This window comes from Corynebacterium aquatimens (assembly GCF_030408395.1).
In the GTDB taxonomy this organism is placed as follows: Bacteria; Actinomycetota; Actinomycetes; order Mycobacteriales; family Mycobacteriaceae; genus Corynebacterium; species Corynebacterium aquatimens.
Window position 1 is genome coordinate 781,168 of the sequence record NZ_CP046980.1, and the last position, 24,218, is coordinate 805,385.

Genomic DNA, 24,218 nt, shown 5'->3' on the forward strand with positions numbered 1-24,218 from the left:
AAGGAGTGTTCATGCCCATCCCCGAATTCATCGTGGAAACCCGCAAGAAGATCGGTAAGGACTTGATGTGGTTACCGTCGGTAACTGCGGTGGTGTTGCGTGATTCCACGGACGATTCACCGTGGGCGACGCCGGAGGTTTTGCTGGTCAAGCGGTCTGACAACGGTGCATGGACGCCGGTGACGGGGATCTGCGACCCGGGGGAGGAGGCCCATGAGGCCGCGGAGCGGGAAGTGCGTGAAGAGACAGGTATTGATGCCAAGGCGGTCGCTATCCTCGGCGTTGGTGCGGTGGGCCCCGTCGAGCACGCGAATGGGGATATGTGCAGTTACATGGCCACGTCGCTGCGGCTTGAGGTGATTGGCAGTGAGCTCGTGGATCCTGTCGTGGGTGATGATGAATCCAGTGACGTGGGGTGGTTTTCGATTCTGCACATGCCGGTCGAGGACCCGCGATGGCGCCTCGTTATCGCGGATGCGGTTGCCCAGCGGAAGAGCCCCACGTCGTTCGCTCCGCGCATGGGGCTGTCGAAGCGGTGAGGCTCGGCGTCGACCTGTCGGAGCACCAAGCAGGCCTTGATTTCAGTCGCGCGCCACTAGATTTCGTGGTTCTGCGCACCACTGATGGTACGTACCGTGACGGCGCGTTTTCAGAGCATTTTCGCTTATCGACGAGGTTTCAGCTCCCGACCTCGGCCTACCACTACCTCCGGTCCCCACGCGAAGGAACGACGATCGCCGAACAGGTGGACGCCGCGGTTGCTGTACTGGATGCGGCCGGTGCGGTGGGGGTACCCATGTGGATCGATGTGGAATCGCCGGCTGGGCTTAGCCGCGGTGATGTCGCGGCGGCGCATGATGAATTTTCAGCTCGCGGAATCCCCGTGGCCGGGGTGTATACGACCACGTCCTATTGGCGGCGGCACATGTTGCTCACCAGCCCGGCCCAGTTCGGGGCGCTGTGGTTAGCGCACTGGGGTGCCAACCCGATCGTGGACCTGGATGAGATTGCGGAAGATGAACCGTCGGGAGTAATCGATGCTGTTGCAGCTCTCGTCGGCACGCGCCCCACGGCGCTGGGAATGCCAACGCCCGCGATGTGGCAATGCACGTCGCGGGCGCTCATTGACGGGGTTGAGGTAGACCTCAACCTGGCTTTCTAGCCGTTGGAACCGAAGTTGTTACCTGGCTGGCCCCACTGGTTCTGCTGACCCCACTGCTGGTTCTGACCCGGCTGGTTCTGGCCCGGCTGGTTCTGGCCCGGCTGGCCAAAGTTCTGCTGCGGCGCCTGACCCGGAGCCGTGTAGTTGCCCGGCTGCGGGGCCCACTGGTTGTTGGCCGGGTTCAGCTGGTTGTTGCCGCCGGACTTGTTGGCACCGGAGAATGTGGATTCGATGCCCGACTGTCCTTTCAGCATGTAGAAGATCGAGAACGCCAGCCCCAGGATGGCAAAGAGTAGCCACAGGTACCAGCCCGCGCCGAAATCACCCTCGATGTAGTCACCGGAGTCCTTATCAAAGATCGCTAGAATGACCGCGATGAGCTGAAGCGCTGCGCCGCCGATACCCAGGTAGGAAGCGATCTTGTCTTTCTTCAGGAAGATTAAGACCGCAGCCGCGACGTACAGCCCGATCGCCCCGAGAGTGCAGATGATGAAGAAGGGTGCGTCAGCGACGGCGCCGGTTTCCCAGTCCTTGCCAGCAAACGGAGAGTCCGCGGTTGCTTTCGCTTGGCCCCACCAGTTCATGTTCAGGGAGAAGCTGCCATACTCACCGAAGCTGGCGCCGAACTTGAGCACCGACAAGAAACTGGTGAGTAGCGTGAGCAGACCCAGCGCGGCGTAGACCCACGTCGGCCACGCTGGCATGTCGGTCGAAGTCTTCACAGCTGAAGTGCCCTGGTTGGGCTGGCCCCACTGGTTCTGGCCGTTAGACTGCCCCTGAGCTGGCTGGTTCTGGTTGAACTGGCCCTGGTTCGGAGCACCCCACTGACCCTGGCCGCTCGGCTGCCCCTGAACCGGCTGACCCTGAGCTGGCTGGTTCTGGTTGAACTGGCCCTGGTTCGGAGCACCCCACTGACCCTGGCCGCTAGGCTGCCCCTGGGCCGGCTGATCCTGACCGAACTGGCCTTGGTTGAACGGGCCCTGGTTGGGGTCGCCCCATTGATTTGGGTTAGACATGATTACCTTCCACGCTTTGGAAATATAACGGGCCTGAGTGTACAGCAGCTTCGTATCTTTTTCTCAGGAAGATTCGGTGAATGCGTTATTAGGCATTTACGCGGAAGTTGTGGATTGTTTAAACCAGGTGAGGAAACGCCCAGAGCACAACGCCCAGTGGGTGACCAGGAGAACTGGGATGCTCAGCGCTACTACGTCGAGCCACTCGGACCCTTTTACCAGCGCGACTTGGTGGCCGCCCATGCTCACGGTGCCTGGCGGGAAGGTACACGCCCACCACGACGGGGAGTAGTCAACCCACCTGGCAACGTTGGGGTAGAACGTGATCATCGCGTAGATGGCAAGCGGGATTGCTATTACCAGGGCCCCAAGGCCGTAGTAAATCGAAAACGCTCCGGGGTGCAGCACCTGCAGTGCGGTGGTCGATTGACCCACAACGCCCAGCGGCACCCAGGCTGTAGCGGACTGGGCGCCAGAAAGATCAACCCGGCCACGCCACGCTGCCACGTAGACGTAAATGAACACCGGAACTGCGGTAAGCAGGGACATTAGGAACAGTGCTGTGCCCAGCGTTACGTAAGGCTCCCCGAAATCTTGTGCGAGGTAACCGGCCAGGGACGCTGAAATCATTGGCCCCACCAATGGCAAACCCCAGGTGAACTTAGGTGGACCGTGGAAATGAGTGAGCTGAATCGCCCACGTGATCACGCTGGCGGGACCAGCGACCCAAAACGCGACAAGACGGAAGATCCCCATGTCCGTCAACCCGGACAGTGCTGCGCCAAGAGCCAATATGCCGATAAAGAACATCGACCATTCCGCCATGGTGGTCCGCTCAAAGCTGGGGTGGCGGTGGCGAAGAAAACCCACGCATAAAACGACAAAGATCACGCAGGCAATCGCAGCGAAAATGCCTGACGTGATCATCAATCCCTCTTCAACCATGAGGCGGGCCACGATGGACGTGCCCATCAGGCTGCCGCCCCATGCGGGGCCAGCAGGAGGGAGTTTCTTGGAAGTATTAGTCACGGGCAATATGGTATCTGCCCGCGCATGCCGTTTAGCAGTCGAAGTACATCTCAAACTCCTGCGGGGTGGGGCGCAGGCGGTTCGGGATGATCTCGTCGTTGTACTTCAGCTCAGTGTATGCCTCGATGAGGTCTTCGGTGAAGACGTCGCCTTCGGTCAGGAAGTCGTGGTCCTCCTGCAGGGCTTCGAGTACGGCTTCCAGGGAAGTCGGTGCCTGCGGGATGGTCTGTGCTTCCTCCGGCGGGAGCTCGTAGAGGTCCTTGTCCACTGGGGCGTGAGGCTCGATGCGGTTCTTAATCCCGTCGATACCAGCCATCATCATGGCTGCGAAGCCCAAGTACGGGTTGCCGGAGGGGTCCGGTGCGCGGAATTCGATGCGCTTGGCCTTCGGGTTGGAACCGGTAATCGGAATGCGCACGGCAGCGGAGCGGTTGCGCTGCGAGTACACCAGGTTGATCGGCGCCTCGAAGCCCTTGACCAAGCGGTGGTAGGAGTTCAGCGTCGGGTTCGTGAACGCCAGGACAGCTGGGGCGTGGTGCAGGATGCCGCCGATGTAGAAACGCGCGATGTCGCTCAAGCCACCGTAACCAGCCTCGTCGTAAAACAGCGGCTCGCCGTCCTTCCACAGGGACTGGTGGGCGTGCATGCCCGAGCCGTTGTCGCCAGCGATCGGCTTCGGCATGAAGGTCACGACCTTGCCGTGCTGGAACGCCGTGTTCTTAATGACGTACTTGAACGTCTGCAGGTCATCCGCGGCGTGGAGCAGGGTGTTGAAGCGGTAGTTGATCTCCTGCTGGCCACCGTTGCCCACCTCACGGTGGAAACGCTCAACGTCGAAGCCGACCTTCTGCAGCTGCTTGACCATGTCATCGCGGATTTCCACGGTCTTGTCGTACGGCGGAACGGGGAAGTAGCCGCCCTTCACGCGGTTCTTGTAGCCAAGGTTCGGCGTGCCGTCGGCCTCAGTTTCACGGCCACGGTTCCACCACCCTTCCATGGCGTCGATGTGGTAGAACGCCTCGTGTCCCTCCGTCGAGTAGCGAACGCTATCGAACAGGAAGAACTCGGCCTCCGCGCCGAAGAAGCAGGTGTCAGCAATGCCCGTGGAGGCGAGGTATTCCTCCGCCTTCAGCGCAACGTTGCGAGGGTCGCGGCTAAACGGCTCGCGCGTGAAGGGGTCGTTGACAAAGAACTTGATGTTCAGCGTCTTGGTGGAGCGGAAGGGGTCCACATGCGCCGTCGCCAAGTCCGGCACGAGGATCATGTCCGACTCATCGATGGAGGTGAAGCCGCGTACCGACGACCCGTCAAACGCGAGACCTTCCTCAACCGCGTCCTCATCAAACTCGGAGGCAGGGATAGAGAAGTGGTGCTCGATGCCCGGAACGTCCGTAAAGCGAACGTCGATGAACTCAACCCCCTCGTCCTTGATGTACTTCATCGTTTCGTCGATACTGCCGAATGACACGGGGGTTACTCCTTGGATGTACGTGTGGTTAACTAACCCCTCCAATGGTACCGATATCCGACGCCCAACCGGTGGACGCACCGGTGGCTTGACCCGTCCTCTATCCTTAACACCTATGGCAAACCCCAAGCGAGACTGGCGTGACGGACCCGAAATTCCCGGGGGAGAGGACCTCACCGCCCCCGGTCGCTGGCCCGGGGAAAACCTGGGCCTTCCCCAAAGCGGGCCGGGCGCGCAGGCGTCCGTGATGCGCCGCGCTGCCGCAGTGGCCATCGACTGGGCCATGTGCTGGATCGTCGCCGCGTTCATTCACATGTACACCACGCGCTTCGGCGACGTCGCCACCATGACCTACCTGCTGTGGATCGTGTTGGGCATTATCTCTGGTTGGCTATTTGCACGCACGCCGGGCATGGCGGTGTTGGGCATGGGTGTGGCGCGTCTTGATGATCCGACGCAGCACGTGGGCTTCCCCCGCGCCGCGATCCGAACGTTACTCACCGCGTTCATTTTCCCCGCGGTCATCGTCGACGCCGACGGGCGCGGGCTCCACGACCGCGCCACGCTCACCACGGTGATTAGGGCCTAGCAAAAAGTCGGGTTCGCGAAATTTGTCTCCAACTTTCGATAGCGAACCTAAAACCGCAGGTCAGCGGATCGGCCGTTTTTGTTGGCGCGTCAGGGAAGCAAAATTTCGCGAACCGGCCTAACCCTCTACTTCTTCTTTTTCGCCTGACGCTCTTGAGCGCGGCGCATCTTTCGGTTCATTCCCGCAGTGGATTGCGCCTGCTTCGGGATCGGCCCCTTCGGCAGGCCCGCGCGTTGACCGCCGCGGACGTTATCCATGGCCTCAAGCTTTGCGTTGACCGTGTAAACCTCGTCCTTTTTGTAGTTGCGCGGCAGCTTCAGCATCTCGCGCTGCAACTTCTTCGGCGGGACTTGGCCTTCATCGCTGCCCACGATGATCTCGTAGATCGGGACGTTGCCTAGGAGTTTGTCAATCTGCTTGCGCTCTTTCGCGATCATCTGCGGCAAGCGCTTGGCGTTACCCTCGCCGACCAGCACCACGCCTGGGTTGCCCACGACGCGGTGCACAACATCCATCTGCGGGGTCGCCTGGACCGCGGTCTTGGTCAGCCAGACGACGCCCATCGTGTTGCGCAGGTTTTCCAGAACCCACGCGCCGGCACCCGGCATATCGCCGATCTCGTCGTACATGGAGGATTCCATGCGGCGGGTAAAGATGAACATCGCCAGCACAAGCCCGGCCAGAATACCCAGCACCAGCATGAACCACTGGCCGTTGAACAGCAGACCGATCAGGAAGAACAGCAGCGCCATACCCAGCACCGCCAGGACCATGAACGGAATGAGTTTCTTGTCCCGCTTGCGCTGCATATTGAAGGCCTGCATCATCTGCGACCTTGTCTGCTTTCGCTGAGCACGCTTCGCCGCGCGCTCTTCTTTCTTCATAGCTTTCTCTGCGTTCTTCGAATCAGCCATGCGTTCCACTCTATGCCACAGCACGCTTATCGACGGCCGGCAGGCCACGTCGCACGCCACCTCCCCAGATTCCCGGCACCAGTGGCCACGAAGAAAGGCGGCTCCCCGGGTGGGGAACCGCCTTTGCGGGAAAGCCGTTAGCTTCTACAGAGCTTTCAGCTCAGCGTTAAGGTGCAGCGTCTCCGGCTTGGAGGACTTGCGCAGCTGGATGTCCCACTTCTGGCCTTCACCTTCAGCAGCCTCATCGATGGTCCACAGGGAGACCTTCGCGGGGATCAGAACCGGCTTCACAAACTCCACGCGGTAGCGCAGCGCGCTCGGCAGCTTGCCTTCTAGCGGCGCCAGAACGCTTGCCGCGGAGTACATACCGTGTGCAATGACCGACGGGAACCCGAACAGCTTCGCACCGATGTTGGAGGTGTGAATCGGGTTGTGGTCGTTGGACGCCTTGACGTATGCGCGGACATTGTCGCGCGTCCAGCGCCACTGGGCGTTAGCCTTGAATTCCGGCAGCTCCGGCTTCGGCAGAACCTTGCCGGTGTCCTCGCCGCGCGTGGTCAGCGCCAGCGGGGCGTTCTTGGCAAAGCGCGCGCCCTGGCCCAGCATGGTGGACTTCTGGCGCCAGACCGGCTCGGACTCGCCTTCAGGCGTGATCTCGGTGATCATGTCCAGCAGCAGGCCCTTGCGGTGCGGGCGGAGGTTCTCAGGCCAGGTACGCACGTTGAGCGTCTCATCCACCGTGATGAAGCGGGTCTGCTCGATCTCATTGGCGATGTGCACGGAGCCCATAGCTGCATACGGGAAGTCCGGCTTGGTCATCAGTTCCATGATCAGCGGGAAGGACAGCACGAAAAAGTACGTCGGCGGGACCTCATTAGCCAGGCGCAGGCCAGTGGCGGAGGTGTAATCCGCGAGGTTTTTCTTATCCACGGTTACTCCGCGAACCTCAAGAGCCGAGGTTGGATCAGCCTTCGCCGACGGCGTGTTACCCACACCCGGCAAAGCACCCAAGAAGATGCGGCGGTTGATGTCCTGCAGGTTCGGGATCGCCTTCAGCGTCTGGAACTGCGGGGTCGCGGCCACGAACGGCGCACGCTTGTCGTCAGAGTCATCGCCCGAGTCGTCAGTAGCTTCAGCGATCTTCGCCTTCGCCTTATCGACGATCTCCTCAGCCTTGTCCTTTACCTCAGCCGCTGCGTCCTTGACTTTCTCGCTAGCCGTTGCGGCAGCGGCCTTCGCCTCAGCCGCAACGTCTTCAGCCTTGTCCTTTACCTCAGCTGCGACATCTTCGGCCTTTTCCTTCGCGTCGGCTGCTGCGTCCTTGGCCTTGTCCTTGGCCTCCGCGGCAGCATCCTTGACGTCGTCGGCAACGTCTTCGGCCTTGGCCTTAGCCTCAGCCGCGACGTCTTCAGCCTTGTCCTTCGCCTCTTCGGCAGAGGCTTTCGCCTCAGCCGCGACGTCTTCGGCCCTTTCCTTGGCGTCGGCCGCTGCATCCTTGGCCTTGTCCTTGGCCTCTGCGGCAGCGTCCTTAACGTCGTCGGTGACCTCTTCAGCCTTGTCCTTGGCCTCAGCTGCCGCGTCCTTGGCCTTGTCCTTCGCCTCTTCGGCAGAGGCTTTCGCCTCAGCAGCTACGTCTTCGGCCTTGTCCTTCGCCTCGTCGGCGGCCTTCTCGGCCTTGGACTTGGTCTCGACCTTTACGGAGTGGCCCTTCGGGGCGGCCGCAGGCTTCGGCGCGGTCTGGGTGACGGTGGCCTTGTCCAGGTTGGCTTCGTTGAGCAGAGGCTCAACCTGGGCGGCGGTTTCGGGTGCGTCGTGGGGCTCGACGGCCGAGGTCTCCGGCATGTCGGCAGGGGACGGGACAGGGGTGTTCTGCTTGTTCTGTTTCTTCTCTGCCATGGTTACGCTCCGAGCAGGCCCTGGCCGCAGACGCGGACCGTGTTTCCGTTCACAGCAACCGACGACGGTGCGGCGAAGTATGCAACGGTCTCCGCAACGTCGACAGGCTTACCACCCTGGGACAGGGAGTTCAGGCGACGGCCGACCTCACGGGTGGCGGTCGGGATAGCGGCGGTCATGTCGGTCTCAATGAAGCCCGGGGCAACAGCGTTGATGGAGCCGCCCTTTTCAGCAATTGCGTCCGCAAGAGCGTCGACGAAGCCAACCACACCAGCCTTGGTGGTTGCGTAGTTGGTCTGGCCGCGGTTACCGGCGATACCAGCGATGGAGGACACGCCGATGACGGACGGCTTCTCGGCGAAGGCGTCAGCCTCGATCAGCTTCTCGGTGATGCGGACCGGGGCAACCAGGTTGATGGACTGGACCATGTTCCAGCGGCCCTCATCCATGTTGGCCAGCAGTTTGTCGCGGGTCACACCAGCGTTGTGGACGATCGTGTCGATCTTGCGGCCGTAGCGCTCCTCGGCGTGCTTTGCGATCTCCTCAGCAGCCTTCGGGTTGGTCACGTCGAGCGGCAGGGCAGTGCCCTTCACCTTGTTCGCGGTCTCAGCGAGGCCCTCGCCAGCCTGCGGGATGTCTACGCAGATGACCTTTGCGCCGTCGCGTGCCAGGGTCTCAGCGATGGTTGCGCCGATACCGCGAGCAGCGCCGGTGACGACGGCAAGGCGGCCAGCCAGCGGCTTCTCCCAGTTCTCCGGAAGAGAAACGTCAGCCGGGGTGATGCGGATGACCTGGCCGTCAACGTATGCAGACTTGCCGGACAGCAGGAAGCGCAGCGTGGACTCGACCTTGTCTACTGCACCGCCATCGATGGACGGGTCGACGTAGACGAGCTGAGCGGTTGCACCCTTGCGCATTTCCTTCGCCAGGGAGCGGGTGAAACCTTCCAGGGCGCGCTGGGAGATGCGCTCATCCGCATCGTCGATAAGCTCTGGCGTGGTGCCAATGACCACGAGGCGAGCGTTGGAGTCAACCTTGCGCAGCTGCGGGTTGAAGAACTCGTAGAGTGCGCCGAGCTCCTCCGGCTTGGTGATGCCCGTGGCGTCGAACACAATGCCAGCGCGCTTCGTGTCTGCCTCCAGCTTCAGCAGCTTGTACGGGCCGTCGAGACGCTCAGCAAGAGCTGAGCCCAGACGGCCTTCGCCGCCAACGACGACGGGGCCCTGCAGGAGGGGTTCGCCCTGCTTGTAACGACGAAGCGGGTACCCCTGGGGAACGCCGAGCTTCGCGGCGAGAGGGGAGTTGATGAGTTGTTCAAGGAAACCTTGAGAGGCCACTGTAGTTCTCCTTCAAATCGGCAAGCAACCGCACATATTCGGTAGCTCTGTGTCGCATACTATTATAGGATTGTTACGGTGACGAACCTTACAAAACCGTAGGTTTTGTGTGTGACGTCAAACCGTGCACCGACCACGATAGTCGGATTCGTTGCATAAGCATTCACCACTAGCTAGCTCTCGACCCTAAGTGCAGGAAGATAAGAATGACTGAAACTCGCAAGGTCGCCATCCTCGGCGGAAACCGCATCCCGTTCGCTCGCTCCAACAAGGAGTACGCAAACGCGTCCAACCAAGACATGCTGACCTCCGCGCTGAACGGGCTCGTTGCCCGCTACGGCCTGCAGGATAAAGAACTCGGCCAGGTTGTCGGCGGTGCTGTGCTGAAGCACGCCCGCGACTTCAACCTGGTTCGTGAATCCGTTATCGGCTCCGAGCTGTCCTCCACCACCCCAGCGTTTGACATCCAGCACGCCTGCGGTACCTCGCTGACCTCCGCAATCCAGGTAGCCGACGCAATCGCCCTCGGCCGCATCGAGTCCGGTATCGCCTGCGGTACGGACACGACCTCTGACGCTCCGCTGGCCGTCAACGACAACCTGCGCAAGACCCTGATCAAGCTCTCCAACGCTCGCAGCACCACCGACCAGCTCAAGCTGGCAAGCTCGATTCGCCTCAGCCAGCTCGCGCCGGAGCAGCCGCAGAACGGTGAGCCGCGCACCGGCCTGTCCATGGGTGAGCACCAGGCAATCACCGCCCGCGAGTGGGAGATCTCCCGCGAAGCTCAGGACGAGCTCGCTGCGACGTCCCACCAGAACCTCGCCAAGGCATACGACGAAGGCTTCATGGACGACCTGATCACCCCGTTCATGGGCGTGCAGCGTGACACCAACCTGCGCCCGGACTCGACCGTCGAGAAGCTGTCGAAGCTCAAGCCGGTATTCGGCAAGAAGGACGCAGAGCAGCACGGTGCGGCCGCAACGATGACCGCGGGTAACTCCACCCCGCTTACCGACGGCGCGGCGGCGGTCCTGCTGTCCTCCGAAGAGTGGGCAAACGAGCACAACATCCCGGTTCGTGCATACCTGGTCGACTCTGAGCTGGCTGCTGTTGACTTCGTGGGCGGCAAGGACGGCCTGCTCATGGCGCCGACCTACGCTGTTCCGCGCATGCTCGCCCGCCACGGCCTGAGCCTGCAGGACTTCGACTTCTACGAGATCCACGAGGCATTCGCCTCCCAGGTCCTGTCCACCCTCAAGGCATGGGAAGACGAAGAGTACTGCCGCGAGCGCCTCGGCCTCGACGGTGCGCTCGGCTCCATCGACCGCTCCAAGCTCAACGTCAAGGGCTCCTCGCTGGCAGCTGGCCACCCGTTCGCCGCAACCGGTGCCCGCATCCTCGCATCCGCAGCCAAGACCCTCGAAGAGAACGGCGGCGGCCGCACCCTCATCTCCGTCTGTGCTGCTGGTGGCCAGGGCGTCGTCGCCATCATCGAGCGCTAGAGGGTTCCGGCGAACCCTCTAGCGAGGGGATGTCGTGACGCGAAGCCCCTAGCGGGGGGATGACGCGACGCGAAGCCCCTGGCGGTAGGGGAGCGTCGTTAAGCCTCTTGCTCAAAGACCTCAAACTTTCCATTCACTCTCTGAATTAAAGGAGAACCATTATGACCTCTGCTGAGGCAAAGGAAGGCCGCAAGGCCAAGCCGGAATCCCGTAGCCCACAGGCGCTGCCGGAGACTCCGGATGCAGCAATCGCTGGCAAGCTGAAGAAGGTCCTCGACGGCCCGTTCGAGGAGACGAAGGACGAAATCCGCGCCAACCTGAACCGAGAGGAAGCCCTCCCGCAGGTAGAAGGCACCCTGGAAGAAATCCGCGCGGGTCTGCTGGAGAAGGTCAAGATGATCGGCGAGACCGGCATGATGCAGACCGCATTCTCCAAGCGCAACGGTGGCTCCGGTGAAGCCCACCTGGGCATCAACGGTCTGGACCTGCTGGCTCAGGTCAACGACTCCCTGGCTATTAAGTCCGGTGTGCAGTGGGGCCTGTGGGGCGGCGCTGTGGACGTGCTGGGCACGGACCGCCACAAGGAATACGCTCAGGGCGCGATGAACCTGACCAAGCTGGGCTCCTACGGCATGACCGAGCGTGGCCACGGCTCCAACGTTCAGGCCCTGCAGACCACCGCAACCTACGACCCGGAGACCAAGGAGTTTGTCATCAACACTCCGTCTCCGATGGCGACGAAGACCTACATCGGTAACACCGCGCGTGACGGCCGCTGGTCCGCGGTCTTCGCGCAGCTCTACACCCCGGGTGTCGAGGAATCCCACGGTGTCCACTGCTTCGTGGTCCGCATCCGCGAAGAGGACGGCACCCCGTGCGAGGGCGTCACCATTGGCGACCACGGCCACAAGGGCGGCCTGCTCGGCGTGGACAACGGTACGCTGACCTTCGACAACGTCCGCATCCCGCGTGAGGCTCTGCTGAACCAGTTCGCAGACGTCGATGAAGAGGGCAACTACACCTCGCCGATCGAGTCCTCCAACCGCCGCTTCTTCACCATGCTGGGCACGCTGATCCGCGGTCGCCTCGCCGTTGGTGCAGCGGGTGCTGGTGCGACGAAGTCCTCGCTGGCTATCGCGCTGAAGTACGCGCACCAGCGCCGCCAGTTCAACACGGGCGACGAGAACAAGGAAGCGAAGCTCATCGAGCACCGCGTCCACCGTCGCCGCCTGATCATCCCGCTGGCACGCACGTACGCCATCCAGCTGCTGCAGAACAAGCTGGTCCAGCGCTACGCTGACCAGACGTCCGCGCAGGCTTCCGGCGAGTGGTCCGTCACTGACCCGACGCCGAAGCAGGCAGATGCAGCACGCGAGATGGAGTCTCTGGCCGCAGCCTTCAAGGCTGTCGCCACCGAGCACGCCATGGACGCAATCCAGGAAGCCCGCGAGTCCTGTGGTGGCGCCGGCTTCATGTCCGAGAACATGCTGACCACGTTCCGCGCAGACACCGACGTCTTCGTCACCTTCGAGGGCGACAACATGGTGCTGCTGCAGCTCGCGGGTAAGAACCTGATCACGGCATTCGCCAAGGAGCTGGAGAACCCGTCCCCGATGGACCTGGTCAAGTTCGCCGCGACCAACGTCACGGACATTGTCCGCAGCCGCGTGGGCTTGGGTACCGCAGGTCAGTCCGTCGTGGACACCTTCACCAGCGAGGAAGCATCGCTTTTCGACGCGGAGTACCAGCTGAAGGTCCTCGCACTGCGCGAACAGCTCGTTCTGCGCTCCCTGGTTCGCCGTATCCAGAGTGCTCGCAAGCTCGACCGTGCTGAGGCTGCCAAGGTCGTCGACGGCGCCCAGGACCACCTGGTCAACGCCGCTTGGGCATGGATCGAGTCCCTCATGGCCCAGGCTTTCATCGAGGCTGAGCAGGAACTGCCGGAAGGCTCCACCGAGCGCGCAGTCATCGAGCAGGTCCGCAACCTGTTCGTCCTGGACACCATCATCCGCAACGCTGGTTGGTACCAGGAGCAGAACGTCCTGTCCTCCGGCCGCGTCAAGGCAGCCCGCGCAGCAATCAACGACCTGGTCGACTCCCTCGGCCCATGGTCCGAGGTTCTCGTTGACGCCTTCGCGATCCCCGAGGTTGTCCTCGACCGCCCGATGTTCAAAGACGGCGGCACCGACGACAGCCAGGGCAAAGAAGCATGGAACGTTGGCTCCAACATCTCCATCACCAAGCGCTACGGCGAAGACAAAGGCGACCCGGCTGAGCACGCCGACGCATAATTTCGCTTAACGACGAACGCACCCCAGCCAGCTGGCCGGGGTGCGTTTTTGTTGCTAGGGGGTTCGTCGATAAGCTGCCCTGCTCTGCCAAAAGCCGCACGGCGGTTTAGTATTACCAACGGTCTGATTCCGCATTACGCGAATTTTAAGGAACTTCTCCATGGTTACTACTGCCCGTCGTCGCTTGGCGGCATTCGTCATTGCCTTCGTTGCCGCTGTTACCGCGGTGCTCGTGCCCGTCGCGCCTCAGCAGGCGGAGGCGCGCAGCTGCCCAGCCGTCGCTGTTGTCGCGGCGCGCGGCTCCGGTCAGCCCAACGCAGGCCGCACAAACTACGGCGGCCCCTGGACCTCCAACGGGTGGGAAGGGGCGCACATCCGCGCGTTCCTGCAGAAATCTGAAGCCCGCTACCGTGCTACGCACAACGGCGCCTCCCTGATGCGGTCCGTCGAGGTCATCGGAATGGAGCCGGGCTTTTACCCAGCGTTTGCGCCGTCCTACAACGGCCCTGTGCCGGCCGTTCCGCAGACCACGCAGCAGGCGCTCGCGATTGTCAGTGAGCTGGGCCTCCCCACGCTACGCATGGGGCTCAACGCGGCGAACGACTTTCTTAAATCCGTGACCATCGGGCGCGCCGGCGTGATCCGCCAAATCGACGCCTACCAGCGTGCAACCGGCTGCCGTCCGCAGTACGTCCTCACCGGGTTCTCTCAAGGCGCGATGGTCATGCAGCACGCCGAGAGCGAACTTGCACGCCGCAACCAACTTGCTGGTGTCGTGTACCTGGGTAACCCCATGACCGCGCCCGGCGACCCGGCAACCATCGGCGTCCCTGGAGGCGGCGCCGGCGGCCTCGTCGGTTGGATGCCGCTGAACTCCCGCACCACCGCCGCGACGCCGCACCGCGCGAACTACTGCTTGCCTCTCGACGGCGTATGCGACGCCTCCATCCAGACCGCCCAAGCCTCCCGCGCCACCGGCGGCAACCACGGCCGGTACTTCATCGCCCCGTCACGCTGGGACAACATTGTGATGGATCGCTTCGGCCACTGGGTCGACCGCGTGCGGTACCGTCGCTAAAACCGAGCCCAGACGACCATCACGCTCCCGGAACCAACCCGGTTTCGGGGGCTTTAGTCTGTCGCTGCTTTCCTGCCCTTTTCGCGCGTCGCGCAGCGGTGCCTGTGGATAAGTCGGGGTTATCCACAGGGGTGGTGGTGTGTGGATTTTGGGTTGTGTTTTGTGGTGTAGGTTGCGGGCTGTAAGCATTTCTACATTTTTTGGGGGGACTTTATGACTATCCATTCAGGCTCAGCGCCACCAGCTGCACCCGATGTTGCTGGTGGTGTGGATTTCGCGGCGTATCACGCTGCAATTACGCGAAACGCGTTAAGCATCATCGGATCATTCAACAAGGAGCTCGCCCGCAGCGGCGAGTTAGACACCAACCATGCCCGCGAGTTGGAAGCGTTACACGCCACCTACTTCGGGTCGACGCGGTTTCGCGCTAAACAGCGCCAGGCCCGTGAACTGGTACAGGCCCATCAAGTGTCGATGGACAAACTGATCTACATCGAACGCCGCCTTCCTCCCCGTGTGGATGCTGCAACACGCTGGCAGCTTCGCCTTGAGTTACTGCAGGTGCGTGGGTCTTTTGGTGCGTTGAAGCAAGCGGCGAAGAAGATCATTCCCGCCGATTCCACACCACCCCAACCTGGTGTGCGGTTTAGTGCTTCGCGGCACAAGATGCGTTCTGTGACTGTTACTACCGATGAACGCCTCGTGGAAGATTTAGAGCGTCACCTCTACGACGGTATTGACACCACTGCCCCTGTGGGGCCGCAGCTTGCTGACGCGTTTGGCCGCCTCGTCACCACCGGCAGCAGTAACGGCGGTGGCGGTGGTGTGCGTGCGGCGGTCCCGGAACCGTTGATCATGGTTCCGCTTGCCGCCCACATCCAGATCATGGCGGGCAACGGGGACGAGGTAGAGCTCAAGCTTACCGACGGCACCACCATCACCGGCGCCGACTACCTCACTTACCTCTTCGACTACCTCAACACCTCCGCCACCGACGCCGACGACGCAGCCACCACCGGTGCCGGCGACCCCACCGCTGGAGCCGGCGACCCCACCGCTGGTGGGAGTGGTCCTGGTGTGATGGTGGGGTTGTTTCATCCGGTGGAGGGTGCGGTGAATTTGTATCGGTCGAGCAGGTTCGCCAATGACAAACAACGCGTCTTGCTGCGAGCGATGATGCCGAACTGTGTGGTCCCCGGCTGCCGGAAATCTGCGGATCACTGCCAGTACCACCACGTTACGGCGTGGAAGAACGGTGGGGAGACAAACCTCGACAACCTGGCGGTGGTGTGCCGCTACCATAATCGCGTCAACGACGATGATTACGCCACCAGCCAGCGCGGGGGTCGGGGTAATGGTCGCGGCAGAGTCGGCCACGTCGGGCCTGAGAAAGTGTGGGTGTCACCATCAGGGCATGCCGTGCACCACGACGTCAACGCCCAGTGGGGAGCGATGCACCAACTCTTCGACTAACACCACCCACAACAGCTAGATAGAAGTTGCCGGTTGGCTGTTGCCGGTTGGCGGCAGGTAGCCGGTTGGCAGTTGCTGGCGCGGAGCGGCAGGTAGTGGGTTCACACCCGACACCCGACACAAGGGGTGGGCGGGCACACAGCCATGCCCAAAACCCACAACAAAAACTGCGGGTCGCGGCGCCCGCAGTGGTGGGCGGGCTAGCTCGGCATGCCCAGGGATACGGAGGGTCGCCGGACGTTGGACGACGTGACGGGTGTTTCCTGCGAAGGACCGTATTTGTTAAGAAGGGTTTCCGCCTCCTGGTCAGTGGCGCCCTGAGAGGTTTCAGCTAGGTGTTTGAGGTTGTCCGGCAGTTCGCGGCCGTGGAATTCCATGGCCTCGACGTAGAGTTTGCCGGCGCGGTAGGAGGAACGTACCAAGGGGCCGGACATGACGGCGGCGAAGCCCATCTCGTAGGCGGCGTCGCGGTATTCGATGAACTCCTCCGGCTTCACCCAGCGCTCGATGGGGTGGAACTGCGGTCCGGGGCGCAGGTACTGGGTAATCGTGATGATGTCCGTCCCAGCGGATTGCATGTCGACGAGAGCCTGCATCACCTCTTCACGCGTCTCGCCCATGCCGAGGATCAGGTTGGATTTCGTGATCAGTCCGAAGTCGCGGGCGGCGCGGATGACGTCCAGGGATCGGTCGTACCGGAATGCTGGGCGGATGCGCTTGAAGATCCGCGGAACGGTCTCCAGGTTGTGCGCAAACACTTCGGGGCGCGCTTCAAAAACTTCGGCGAGCAGGTCCGGTTTGCCGGAGAAATCAGGGGTCAGGTTTTCCACGCCGGTGTGCGGATTCAGTTCGTGGATTTTGCGGACGACTTCGGCGTACAGCCATGCCCCTTCGTCGGCAAGGTCGTCGCGCGTTACTCCCGTGATGGTGGAGTAGTTCAGCTGCATCTCACGAACGGACTCGGCGACGCGCTGCGGCTCTTCGCGGTCCAGTGGCTCCGGTTTGGCTGAGTTGATCTGGCAGAAGTCACACCTGCGGGAGCAGTTCGCCCCGCCGATCAGGAAGGTCGCCTCGCGCGATTCCCAGCACTCGTGGATGTTGGGGCAGCCAGCCTCTTGGCACACGGTGTGCAGCGACGCGCCCTTCACTTTGCGCCGCATGTCCTCATACTCAGGCCCGGTTTTCACCGCGTTGCGGATCCAGCGGGGTTTGGACTCGATCGGGGTTTGGCTGTTCTTCTTCTCAATGCGAAGAAGCTTGCGGCCTTCAGGTGCGACAGTCACAGTTCCTACCGTAGTGGTGTTGGTGTGTGTGGGCTAAATGCCCCTCACAGACCGTGGTCAAGGGTGTGCGTGAGGTGCGCGATCAGCGGGTCAGTAACCTCCTCGGGCGTGACATCGCGCCCAAGCTCAAGCGACAGGGTGGTCACGCCAGCGTCTGCGATGCCACACGCCACGATGTGGTTGAAGTAGTCGAGCGTGTTGTTGCAGTTGATCGCCAGCCCGTGCATGGTCACGCCGTGGGTGACGCGGATGCCCAGCTGCGCCACTTTGCGCTCGCCGGGGAATGCGCGTGGGTCGGCGGCGGGGGAGTCGGCGGGAATCCAGACACCAGACCGGCCGTCGACACGCGTGGCTTTGGTGACGCCCAGCTCGCGCACGGTGCGGATCATCGCTTCCTCGACGCGCCGCACGAAGTCCAACACGTCAACCGGGTCGGCGAGCTTCACAATCGGGTAGACCACAATCTGTCCCTCGCCGTGCCACGTGATGCGCCCGCCGCGGTCAACGGTGACGACTGGCTGGTCGTTGTCGGGCAGATCCTCGGGCTGCGTGCGCTTGCCCGCGGTGTACGTGTTGGGGTGCTGGAGCACAAGAAGCGTATCGACGATCTCCCCAGCCGCACGCCGTTTCGCAAGATCGGCCTGCATTTCCCACGTCTCTACATAATCCACGAGCCCCAGATGCCGCACCTCTACGGCGGCATCTGAGGCTCGAATGGAGTCGCTAGTGCGAGTCATAGAGCGTTAGTTTACGCCGTTCGCTGCCGCGTACTCGTCGGCGGTCATCAGCGGGCCTGCTTCGTCGACCTCGACCTCGAAGAGCCAGCCGTCGCCGAACGGGTCGTTGTTGATGACCTCGTAGTTGTCCTCGAGTGCGTCGTTGACGGCGGTGACGGTGCCGGTGACGGGGGAGTAGAGGTCAGACACGCTCTTGGTGGACTCGACCTCACCGCAGGTCTCGCCGGCGGTGACGGCGTCGCCGACCTCGGGCAGTTCAGCGAAGACGATTTCGCCGAGGCGCTCGGTGGCCACGGAGGTGATGCCAACGCGTACGGTTTCACCCGCAATGGCGTCAGCGGCTGCGTTGACCCACTCGTGGTCTTCGGAGTAGGAGAAATCTGCAGGAAGAGCAGTCTGGGACATTAGATGGCCTTTCGCTTGTAGAAGGGGGTCTCAACAATGGTAAACGGATAGCGCTTGCCGCGTACGTCGATTTCTACTTCAGTTCCAACTTCGGCGTGTGCGGGGTCGATGTGCGCAAGCGCGACGGGGTGGCCGAGCGTCGGGGATGGCTGACCGGAGGTGACCGTGCCGATGCGCTGGTCGCTGTCGTCGCCTGAGGTGAGGTAGATCGCGGAGCCTTCGCGCGCGGCGCGGCGTTGGTCGGAGGTCAGGCCCGCGATGACGACGGTAGGTTCGCGCCCAACGAGCGCTTGCTTGCCGACGAAATCAGCCTCCTTCTTGGCGAAGGCCCGCCCCATGCCGGCTTCGACGGGGGTGATATCGGCGGTGAGTTCGTGGCCGTAGAGAGGCATGGAGGCCTCCAAGCGCAGCGAGTCGCGGGATGCGAGACCGCAGGGGACACCGTGGTCGATGACTGCGTCCCACACGGCCTGGGCGTCGGCGAACATGCAGAACAGCTCGAAGCCGTCCTCGCCGGTGTAGCCGGTACGCGCAACGAAGACCTCGACATTTGCCGCCGAGAATTCGTTTTGGCCGTTACTTTCCACCGAGGATTTATCCGAGGCCTCGGATTCGTTTTGGCCGTTACTTTCCGCCGAGGATTTATCCGAGGTGGAAAGGTTCATCCACGCGCCGGAGTAGTAGGCGAGGTCGTCTGGGTTTCCGTCGAGAAGCGGCGTGAGAACCTCCAGTGCACCGGGGCCTTGTACCGCGACGAGTGCGATCTCTTCGCTCTGGTTTGTGATTTCGACGTCGAAGTCACCCACGCGTGCTTCGAACGCTGCCCATACGACGCCGGTGTTGGCGGCGTTGGGGACGACCAGGAAGTGGTCATCGGCGAACTTGTAGGTGATCAGGTCGTCCAGGATGCCGCCGTTATCAGCGACGATCATGGAGTACTTGGCCTTTCCAACCTTAAGATTGGAAAGAGACGAAATGAGAACGTGGTCGAGGTACGCGCCTGCGTCAGGGCCTTTGACCTCGATTTCGCCCATGTGGGACAGGTCGAAGATGCCCACGCCTTCGCGCACGGCGCGGTGTTCGTCGAGCTCCTTGCCGTATTTCAGCGGCATGGTCCAACCGCCGAAGTCGGTGAAGGTGGCGTTTAGCGTTTCGTGCGCTGCGTGGAGGGGGGAATTCGGCATTGCCGTCCTTTCGTTGGGGCTGCTCTAGCCCGGGTGTGTGCGGGTGTGTTCGGCTGAGAACTACTTGGAGTTCTCGTCGGTTACGACAGGCTCGACGACGTCCTCGCCGATCGGGTCGGTGTCGGAGTTCAGGGCAAAGGCCTCCGGCGGCGGGCAGGAGCAGACGAGGTTGCGGTCGCCGTAGGCTTCGTCGATACGCCGGACTGGCGGGAAGTACTTGTTGGTCAGCAAGCTATCGACGGGGTACGCGGCCTCCTCGCGGGTGAACGGGTAATCCCAGTTGGAATTGACCAGGCTGCGCGCGGTGTAGGGAGCGTTGTGCACAACGGAATCGGAGTAGGCAACCTTCCCGTCGATGATGTCTTGGATCTCGGCGCGGATGGAGCGCATCGCGGTGATGAAGCGGTCCAGCTCTGCCTTGTCCTCGGACTCGGTGGGCTCGACCATGAGCGTGCCGGCGACGGGGAACGCCAGGGTGGGGGCGTGGAAGCCGTAGTCCACGAGGCGCTTAGCCACGTCGGCCGCGGTGACCCCGCATGCGTCGGTGACCGGGCGGATGTCCAGGATGCACTCGTGGCCCACGAGGTTGTTGGCGCCCGTGTAGAGCACTGGGAAGGAGTCGTTGAGCTCGCGGGCGACGTAGTTTGCCGCCAGGATCGCGTTCGCGGTTGCGTCCGCAAGCCCCGCGCCGCCGGACATTGCAATGTAGGACCAAGAGATTGGCAGGACGCCCGCAGAGCCGTACGTCGTGCTGCTCATGGGCACGCCCTCGCCGACGGGGGCTTCTGCTGCGGTGTCTGCGGTCTTTGACTGCGGGTCAGACGGCAGGAACGGGATGAGGTGCTCACCCACACCGATCGGGCCGACACCCGGGCCGCCACCGCCGTGCGGAATGGTGAACGTCTTGTGCAGGTTCAGGTGGCTCACGTCACCGCCGAAATCACCCGGACGAGCCAGACCAGTCAGCGCGTTCATGTTGGCGCCGTCGATGTAGACCTGGCCGCCGACGGCGTGGACCTTGTCCGCGACTTCCTGCACGGTGTCCTCGTAGACGCCGTGGGTAGACGGGTAGGTGATCATGATCGCCGCAACGCGGTCAGCGTGCTGTGCAAGTTTCGCATCCAGGTCCTCGATGTCAATCGAGCCGTCCTCAGCCGTAGCGACAACAACGACCTTGAGGTTGGCCAAGGCCGCCGATGCGGCGTTGGTGCCGTGGGCCGATGCCGGGATGATGCAGATGTCGCGTTCACCCTGGCCGTTGGCCACGTGGTAGCGGCGGATTGCCAGCAGACCGGCCAGCTCGCCCTGGGCGCCGGAGTTCGGCTGCACGCTCACGGCGTCGTAGCCGGTGATCTCCACGAGCCACTCGGACAGCTCGCTGATCAGCTCGCGCCAGCCCTCGGTGTACTCATCAGGCGTGAAGGGGTGAACGTTGGCGAAACCAGGCCAGGTGATTGCCTCCAAGCCAGCGGTGGGGTTCAGCTTCATCGTGCACGAGCCCAGCGGGATCATCGTGCGGTCCAGCGCCAGATCCTTGTCGCCCAGCGAACGGATGTAGCGCATCATCTGGGTTTCGGAGTGGTGGCTGTTGAAGATTTCGTGCTGCAGCGGCGTCTCCGCGCGAGTGAGCACAGAAGGGATCGCCGTGTCGCCGTCCACCGGCGGTTCCAGGATGCCGAAGCCGCTCAGAAGAGCCGCCAGATCTTCGTCCGATGTGTCTTCGCCGAAGCTCACGCCCACCGTGTCGGCGTCAATCGCGCGCACGAGGTAGCCCGTCTGTGCCAGCGCATCCACGATGCCCTGCGCCCGGCCTGGCTCCTTCACCGCAACGGTGTCAAAGAAGTGCTCGTGGACAACCTCCAGACCTGCGTTGCGCACGGACGCAGCAAAGCGGGTGGCGTAGGAATGGACGGTCTGCGCGATCTCCTTCAGCCCCTCCGGGCCGTGGTAGACGGCATACATGGAGGCGGTCACAGCCAGCAGGGCCTGCGCCGTACAGATGTTGGATGTTGCCTTCTCGCGGCGGATGTGCTGCTCGCGGGTTTGCAACGCCAGGCGGTACGCCGGGTAGCCCTCCGCGTCAACGGATACGCCGACGAGTCGGCCCGGCAGCTGGCGCTTCAGCTTCTCCGTCACCGCCATGTAGGCAGCGTGCGGGCCACCGTAGAACAGCGGAACACCAAGGCGTTGCGTTGTGCCGATCACGATGTCCGCGCCCATCGACCCCGGAGATTCCAGAAGCATGAGCGCCAACGGGTCTGCCGCAACAGTGGCCAGTCCACCGCGGTCGTGGATCGCCTGAATCACCGGACGCGGGTCGATGATGTCGCCTTCAGTGCCTGGGTACGCAATCACGACGCCCACGAAGTCTTCGCCGACCAGCTCAGAGGACACCGGGGTGACCTCGACCTCGAGGTCGAAGACCCGAGCTCGTTCGGCGGCGACGGCGATGACCTGCGGGTGCAGCCGTGCGTCGAGAAGCACGCGGCGGCCCTTCTTCACCGACCGGGACATGAGGCCGACGGCCTCCGCAGCGGCCGTCGCTTCGTCGAGAAGTGAGGCGTTCGCAAGCGGCATTCCCGTGAGTTCTTCCACCATCGTTTGGAAGTTGAGCAGAGCCTCCAGACGGCCCTGCGAAATCTCCGGCTGATACGGCGTGTAGGCGGTGTACCAGCCAGCGTCCTCCACGACGCCGCGGCGGATCACCGGCGGCGTGATGGTGGAGGAATAGCCCTGGCCGTGGAAAGCCTTGAGCATTGTGTTCTTGGCCGCCAATTCGCGCAGGCGATTCTGGGCCTCGGGTTCCGTGAGAGCCTCGGGCAGGTCAAGCAGACGGTTCAGCAGAATCCCGGAAGGGATCGCGGCAGTGACGAGTTCATCCAGCGAGCCATAGCCCACCGTGCCCAGCATGTCGCTGCGTTCATCGTCTGTCGGTCCAATATGGCGAGAAATGTAATCCACGTGCACGAGCTCCTTGCGCATAGTCAATCGGTTTTCTCTTAAAAAGGTGTTCTCTTAGAAGTCTTTCATGTCCGCATCGCCGAACAACCATGTGATGGCAATGGCGCCCGGGTCCGGCACATCTGCGGCGGATTCACCCAGGTAGGAGGCGCGGCCCTTCTTCGCTTGCATGCCGCGGGTGCTCTGCGCCCCCTTGATCGCTTTAGAAAGCACCCCGTCCAAAACACCGCTGATGGAGTCTGGCGAGCCCTTCGCGATCTTGGTCGCGGCCTTCGTGGCGGGCACCAGTGCGTCGATAAGCGTGTTGTCGCCCTCCTTCGCCCCGCCGAGATCGACGATCGCCGCGACGCCTTCGTTTAGGCCCTTTGCTAGCACCGCGGCAAACTCTTCCGCCGTCGCGGTGCGGGAGTCGACCTCCGCGTCGGCGAAAGCGTCGCTCATTTCGCGGAAGAAAGTGCCCAACACCGCGCCCGACGTTCCACCGGCGCGCACCAGCATGCGGTGGGCGAAGAACTCGAAGATGGCCGCGTCGCTGCCCTTCAGCGGCGTCGAAATATCGCCGAACGCCGCGTGGATGTTGTGCCCAAAGTCACCGTCGCCCGCGATGCGGTCCAGCTCCGTTAGGTCATCGGTGGAGGACTTCAAGCGGTCGGTGAACGCGCTGAGCCACGCGTTCTTTTTGCCTGACGACGGCTGGTCGAAGTCATCGTCCATATGCGCGCTTGCCACCTTGGGGTTGACTGCGACGGCTGGCCACGCGGGCGCGGACGTCGGCGCGTCAATAAGCTCCAGCATCTCTTTGTTCACTTTCGTGACGGTCAAGGAGATCCCGGCCATGTTCAGCGACGTGACCAGGGAACCACGTAAGCCGCGCTTGACCTTGATCCCGCGGTCCGCCAGTTGGGCTAGGGCCTCGCCGAAGACCAAGTCGAGCTCTAACTCACTCGTGCCGCCTAAGCCGTTGACTAGTAGCACCACGCCGGTGCCGTCCTTGACGGTCACCCCGGCGTCATTCAGCGAATCAATGATGCCGGTGAGGAGCTCTGAGACCAGATCGCGCGCGTTCGGCTTCTTCTTGCCTTTTGTCTGCTTGCGCCGCTCCACGCCGGGTTCGCCGTGGATGCCCACGCCGATTTCAATTTCTTTTTCTTCCAGGTCGAAGGTCTGCCGGTCGCTCGTCGGCAAGTGCCCAGCCTGGAGTGCGACAGCCATGCTGCGCGACTGGTCCGCTGTTTTCTGCGCAAGCTTTGCGACGCGAGCGAGCTCGTCCCCACGCTCCGCGGCGGCACCCGCGACCTTTTCCACGAGGATCGTCGCGCCGGTGCCGCGACGGCCCGGTGAATCGTCATTGTCAATCTCTGTAGCTACGTCATCCGCCACGATCACCGTGGCCACATCCCCGTCCACGCTGTTAGCCGCGACGGTGAAGTTCATGACATCACCCGTGTAGTTCTTCACCACATGAACAACGCCCTTGCCGCGATCCGCCCACTGCGTTGCCGCAGTGATCTGAACCGCGTTGGGGGAGGTGAACAACAGCCCGGGGCATGCCGCGTCAAGCATTCCGTCGCCCACGAAACCCGCGTGCATCGGCTCGTGGCCCGACCCGCCGCCGGAGACAACGGCGACGCGCTTTTTCCGCTTCGATTTTGCCGATGATGACTTTCCCGACTGGTCCGCCGCAACCCCGATGAACCCTTCTGAATGCCACTGCGCGCACGGGTGCGCTGCAACAAGACCAGCGAGGGCCTCTTCCATGAAGTCGCCCGTTTCATTCCTAAAAGACTTGAACGTGTCGGGCTTTTTGTTAGCGGGCGCCGAGCCCGCCTTACCGGATTTCTTCTTCGCCGCCATGTCGCCCAGTGTATAGAGCCGTGGGTGACAGCGTTGTTT

19 protein-coding genes are annotated in these 24,218 nt (G+C 62.6%); 7 read left to right on the top strand and 12 right to left on the bottom strand.

Features of this window, described 5'->3' with window-relative positions:
• The first annotated feature begins 11 nt into the window (after positions 1-11).
• On the top strand, positions 12-539 hold the full coding sequence (locus CAQUA_RS03595; RefSeq protein WP_196824482.1) for an NUDIX domain-containing protein: 528 nt from the start codon (positions 12-14) through the stop codon (positions 537-539).
• Positions 536-1,162, top strand: a complete 627-nt coding sequence (locus tag CAQUA_RS03600) for a GH25 family lysozyme (protein WP_196824481.1) — start codon at positions 536-538, stop codon at positions 1,160-1,162. Before CAQUA_RS03595 ends, CAQUA_RS03600 begins: the two co-directional genes overlap by 4 nt.
• Here CAQUA_RS03600 and CAQUA_RS03605 read toward each other — a convergent pair.
• From CAQUA_RS03605 to glnA, 3 genes are all read right to left on the bottom strand, one after another.
• Positions 1,159-2,178 carry a hypothetical protein gene (locus tag CAQUA_RS03605; protein ID WP_196824480.1) on the bottom strand — a complete coding sequence of 340 codons (1,020 nt, stop codon included), beginning with the start codon at positions 2,176-2,178 and terminating at the stop codon, positions 1,159-1,161. The two genes, CAQUA_RS03600 and CAQUA_RS03605, sit on opposite strands and share 4 nt — an antisense overlap.
• 96 nt (positions 2,179-2,274) lie before the next feature.
• Positions 2,275-3,207 (bottom strand): SLAC1 family transporter, encoded by a 933-nt coding sequence (locus CAQUA_RS03610; RefSeq protein WP_290178713.1) that lies wholly within the window; start codon positions 3,205-3,207, stop codon positions 2,275-2,277.
• Between the two features lie 31 nt (positions 3,208-3,238).
• Positions 3,239-4,648 (bottom strand): type I glutamate--ammonia ligase, encoded by a 1,410-nt coding sequence (gene glnA, locus CAQUA_RS03615; RefSeq protein ID WP_231375844.1) that lies wholly within the window; start codon positions 4,646-4,648, stop codon positions 3,239-3,241.
• A gap of 142 nt (positions 4,649-4,790) precedes the next feature.
• Between glnA and CAQUA_RS03620 the strand changes: the two genes are divergently transcribed.
• A complete protein-coding gene (locus CAQUA_RS03620) occupies positions 4,791-5,264 on the top strand; it encodes an RDD family protein (protein WP_196824477.1) in 474 nt (157 codons plus the stop codon).
• Between the two features lie 125 nt (positions 5,265-5,389).
• Here CAQUA_RS03620 and CAQUA_RS03625 read toward each other — a convergent pair whose 3' ends face one another.
• The 3 genes from CAQUA_RS03625 to CAQUA_RS03635 form a co-directional block, all read right to left on the bottom strand.
• Positions 5,390-6,178 carry a DUF4191 domain-containing protein gene (locus CAQUA_RS03625; protein ID WP_196824476.1) on the bottom strand — a complete coding sequence of 263 codons (789 nt, stop codon included), beginning with the start codon at positions 6,176-6,178 and terminating at the stop codon, positions 5,390-5,392.
• A gap of 144 nt (positions 6,179-6,322) precedes the next feature.
• Positions 6,323-8,074, bottom strand: coding sequence for a MaoC/PaaZ C-terminal domain-containing protein (locus tag CAQUA_RS03630; protein WP_231375424.1), 1,752 nt, complete (start codon positions 8,072-8,074; stop codon positions 6,323-6,325).
• A 2-nt stretch (positions 8,075-8,076) separates the two neighbouring features.
• Positions 8,077-9,411, bottom strand: coding sequence for a 3-oxoacyl-ACP reductase (locus CAQUA_RS03635; protein ID WP_196824475.1), 1,335 nt, complete (start codon positions 9,409-9,411; stop codon positions 8,077-8,079).
• Between the two features lie 206 nt (positions 9,412-9,617).
• Between CAQUA_RS03635 and CAQUA_RS03640 the strand changes: the two genes are divergently transcribed.
• The 4 genes from CAQUA_RS03640 to CAQUA_RS03655 all read left to right on the top strand — a co-directional run bounded on the left by CAQUA_RS03640 (position 9,618) and on the right by CAQUA_RS03655 (position 15,755).
• Complete coding sequence (locus tag CAQUA_RS03640) at positions 9,618-10,913, top strand: acetyl-CoA C-acetyltransferase (protein ID WP_196824474.1); 1,296 nt, start codon at positions 9,618-9,620, stop codon at positions 10,911-10,913.
• 161 nt (positions 10,914-11,074) lie between these two features.
• Positions 11,075-13,204 (top strand): acyl-CoA dehydrogenase family protein, encoded by a 2,130-nt coding sequence (locus CAQUA_RS03645; protein WP_196824473.1) that lies wholly within the window; start codon positions 11,075-11,077, stop codon positions 13,202-13,204.
• A 160-nt stretch (positions 13,205-13,364) separates the two neighbouring features.
• Positions 13,365-14,282 (top strand): alpha/beta hydrolase family protein, encoded by a 918-nt coding sequence (locus CAQUA_RS03650; protein WP_196824472.1) that lies wholly within the window; start codon positions 13,365-13,367, stop codon positions 14,280-14,282.
• Positions 14,283-14,495: 213 nt separating this feature from the next.
• A complete protein-coding gene (locus CAQUA_RS03655; RefSeq protein ID WP_196824471.1) occupies positions 14,496-15,755 on the top strand; it encodes an HNH endonuclease signature motif containing protein in 1,260 nt (419 codons plus the stop codon).
• Between the two features lie 200 nt (positions 15,756-15,955).
• Here the strand turns inward: CAQUA_RS03655 and lipA are convergent, their stop codons facing one another.
• The 6 genes from lipA to CAQUA_RS03685 are packed head-to-tail and all read right to left on the bottom strand — an operon-like array spanning position 15,956 to position 24,179.
• Positions 15,956-17,038: a lipoyl synthase gene (lipA, locus tag CAQUA_RS03660; RefSeq protein WP_196824470.1), complete on the bottom strand. Its 1,083-nt coding sequence runs from the start codon at positions 17,036-17,038 to the stop codon at positions 15,956-15,958.
• Positions 17,039-17,082: 44 nt separating this feature from the next.
• Positions 17,083-17,775, bottom strand: a complete 693-nt coding sequence (gene lipB, locus CAQUA_RS03665; RefSeq protein ID WP_196824469.1) for a lipoyl(octanoyl) transferase LipB — start codon at positions 17,773-17,775, stop codon at positions 17,083-17,085.
• Positions 17,776-17,781: 6 nt separating this feature from the next.
• Positions 17,782-18,180: a glycine cleavage system protein GcvH gene (gene gcvH / locus CAQUA_RS03670; RefSeq protein WP_196824468.1), complete on the bottom strand. Its 399-nt coding sequence runs from the start codon at positions 18,178-18,180 to the stop codon at positions 17,782-17,784.
• Complete coding sequence (locus CAQUA_RS03675) at positions 18,180-19,364, bottom strand: glycine cleavage system aminomethyltransferase GcvT (protein ID WP_196824467.1); 1,185 nt, start codon at positions 19,362-19,364, stop codon at positions 18,180-18,182. Before CAQUA_RS03675 ends, gcvH begins: the two co-directional genes overlap by 1 nt.
• Before the next feature lie 60 nt (positions 19,365-19,424).
• Complete coding sequence (gene gcvP, locus CAQUA_RS03680) at positions 19,425-22,325, bottom strand: aminomethyl-transferring glycine dehydrogenase (protein WP_196824466.1); 2,901 nt, start codon at positions 22,323-22,325, stop codon at positions 19,425-19,427.
• Between the two features lie 54 nt (positions 22,326-22,379).
• On the bottom strand, positions 22,380-24,179 hold the full coding sequence (locus CAQUA_RS03685; RefSeq protein ID WP_196824465.1) for a dihydroxyacetone kinase family protein: 1,800 nt from the start codon (positions 24,177-24,179) through the stop codon (positions 22,380-22,382).
• Positions 24,180-24,218: the final 39 nt, after the last annotated feature.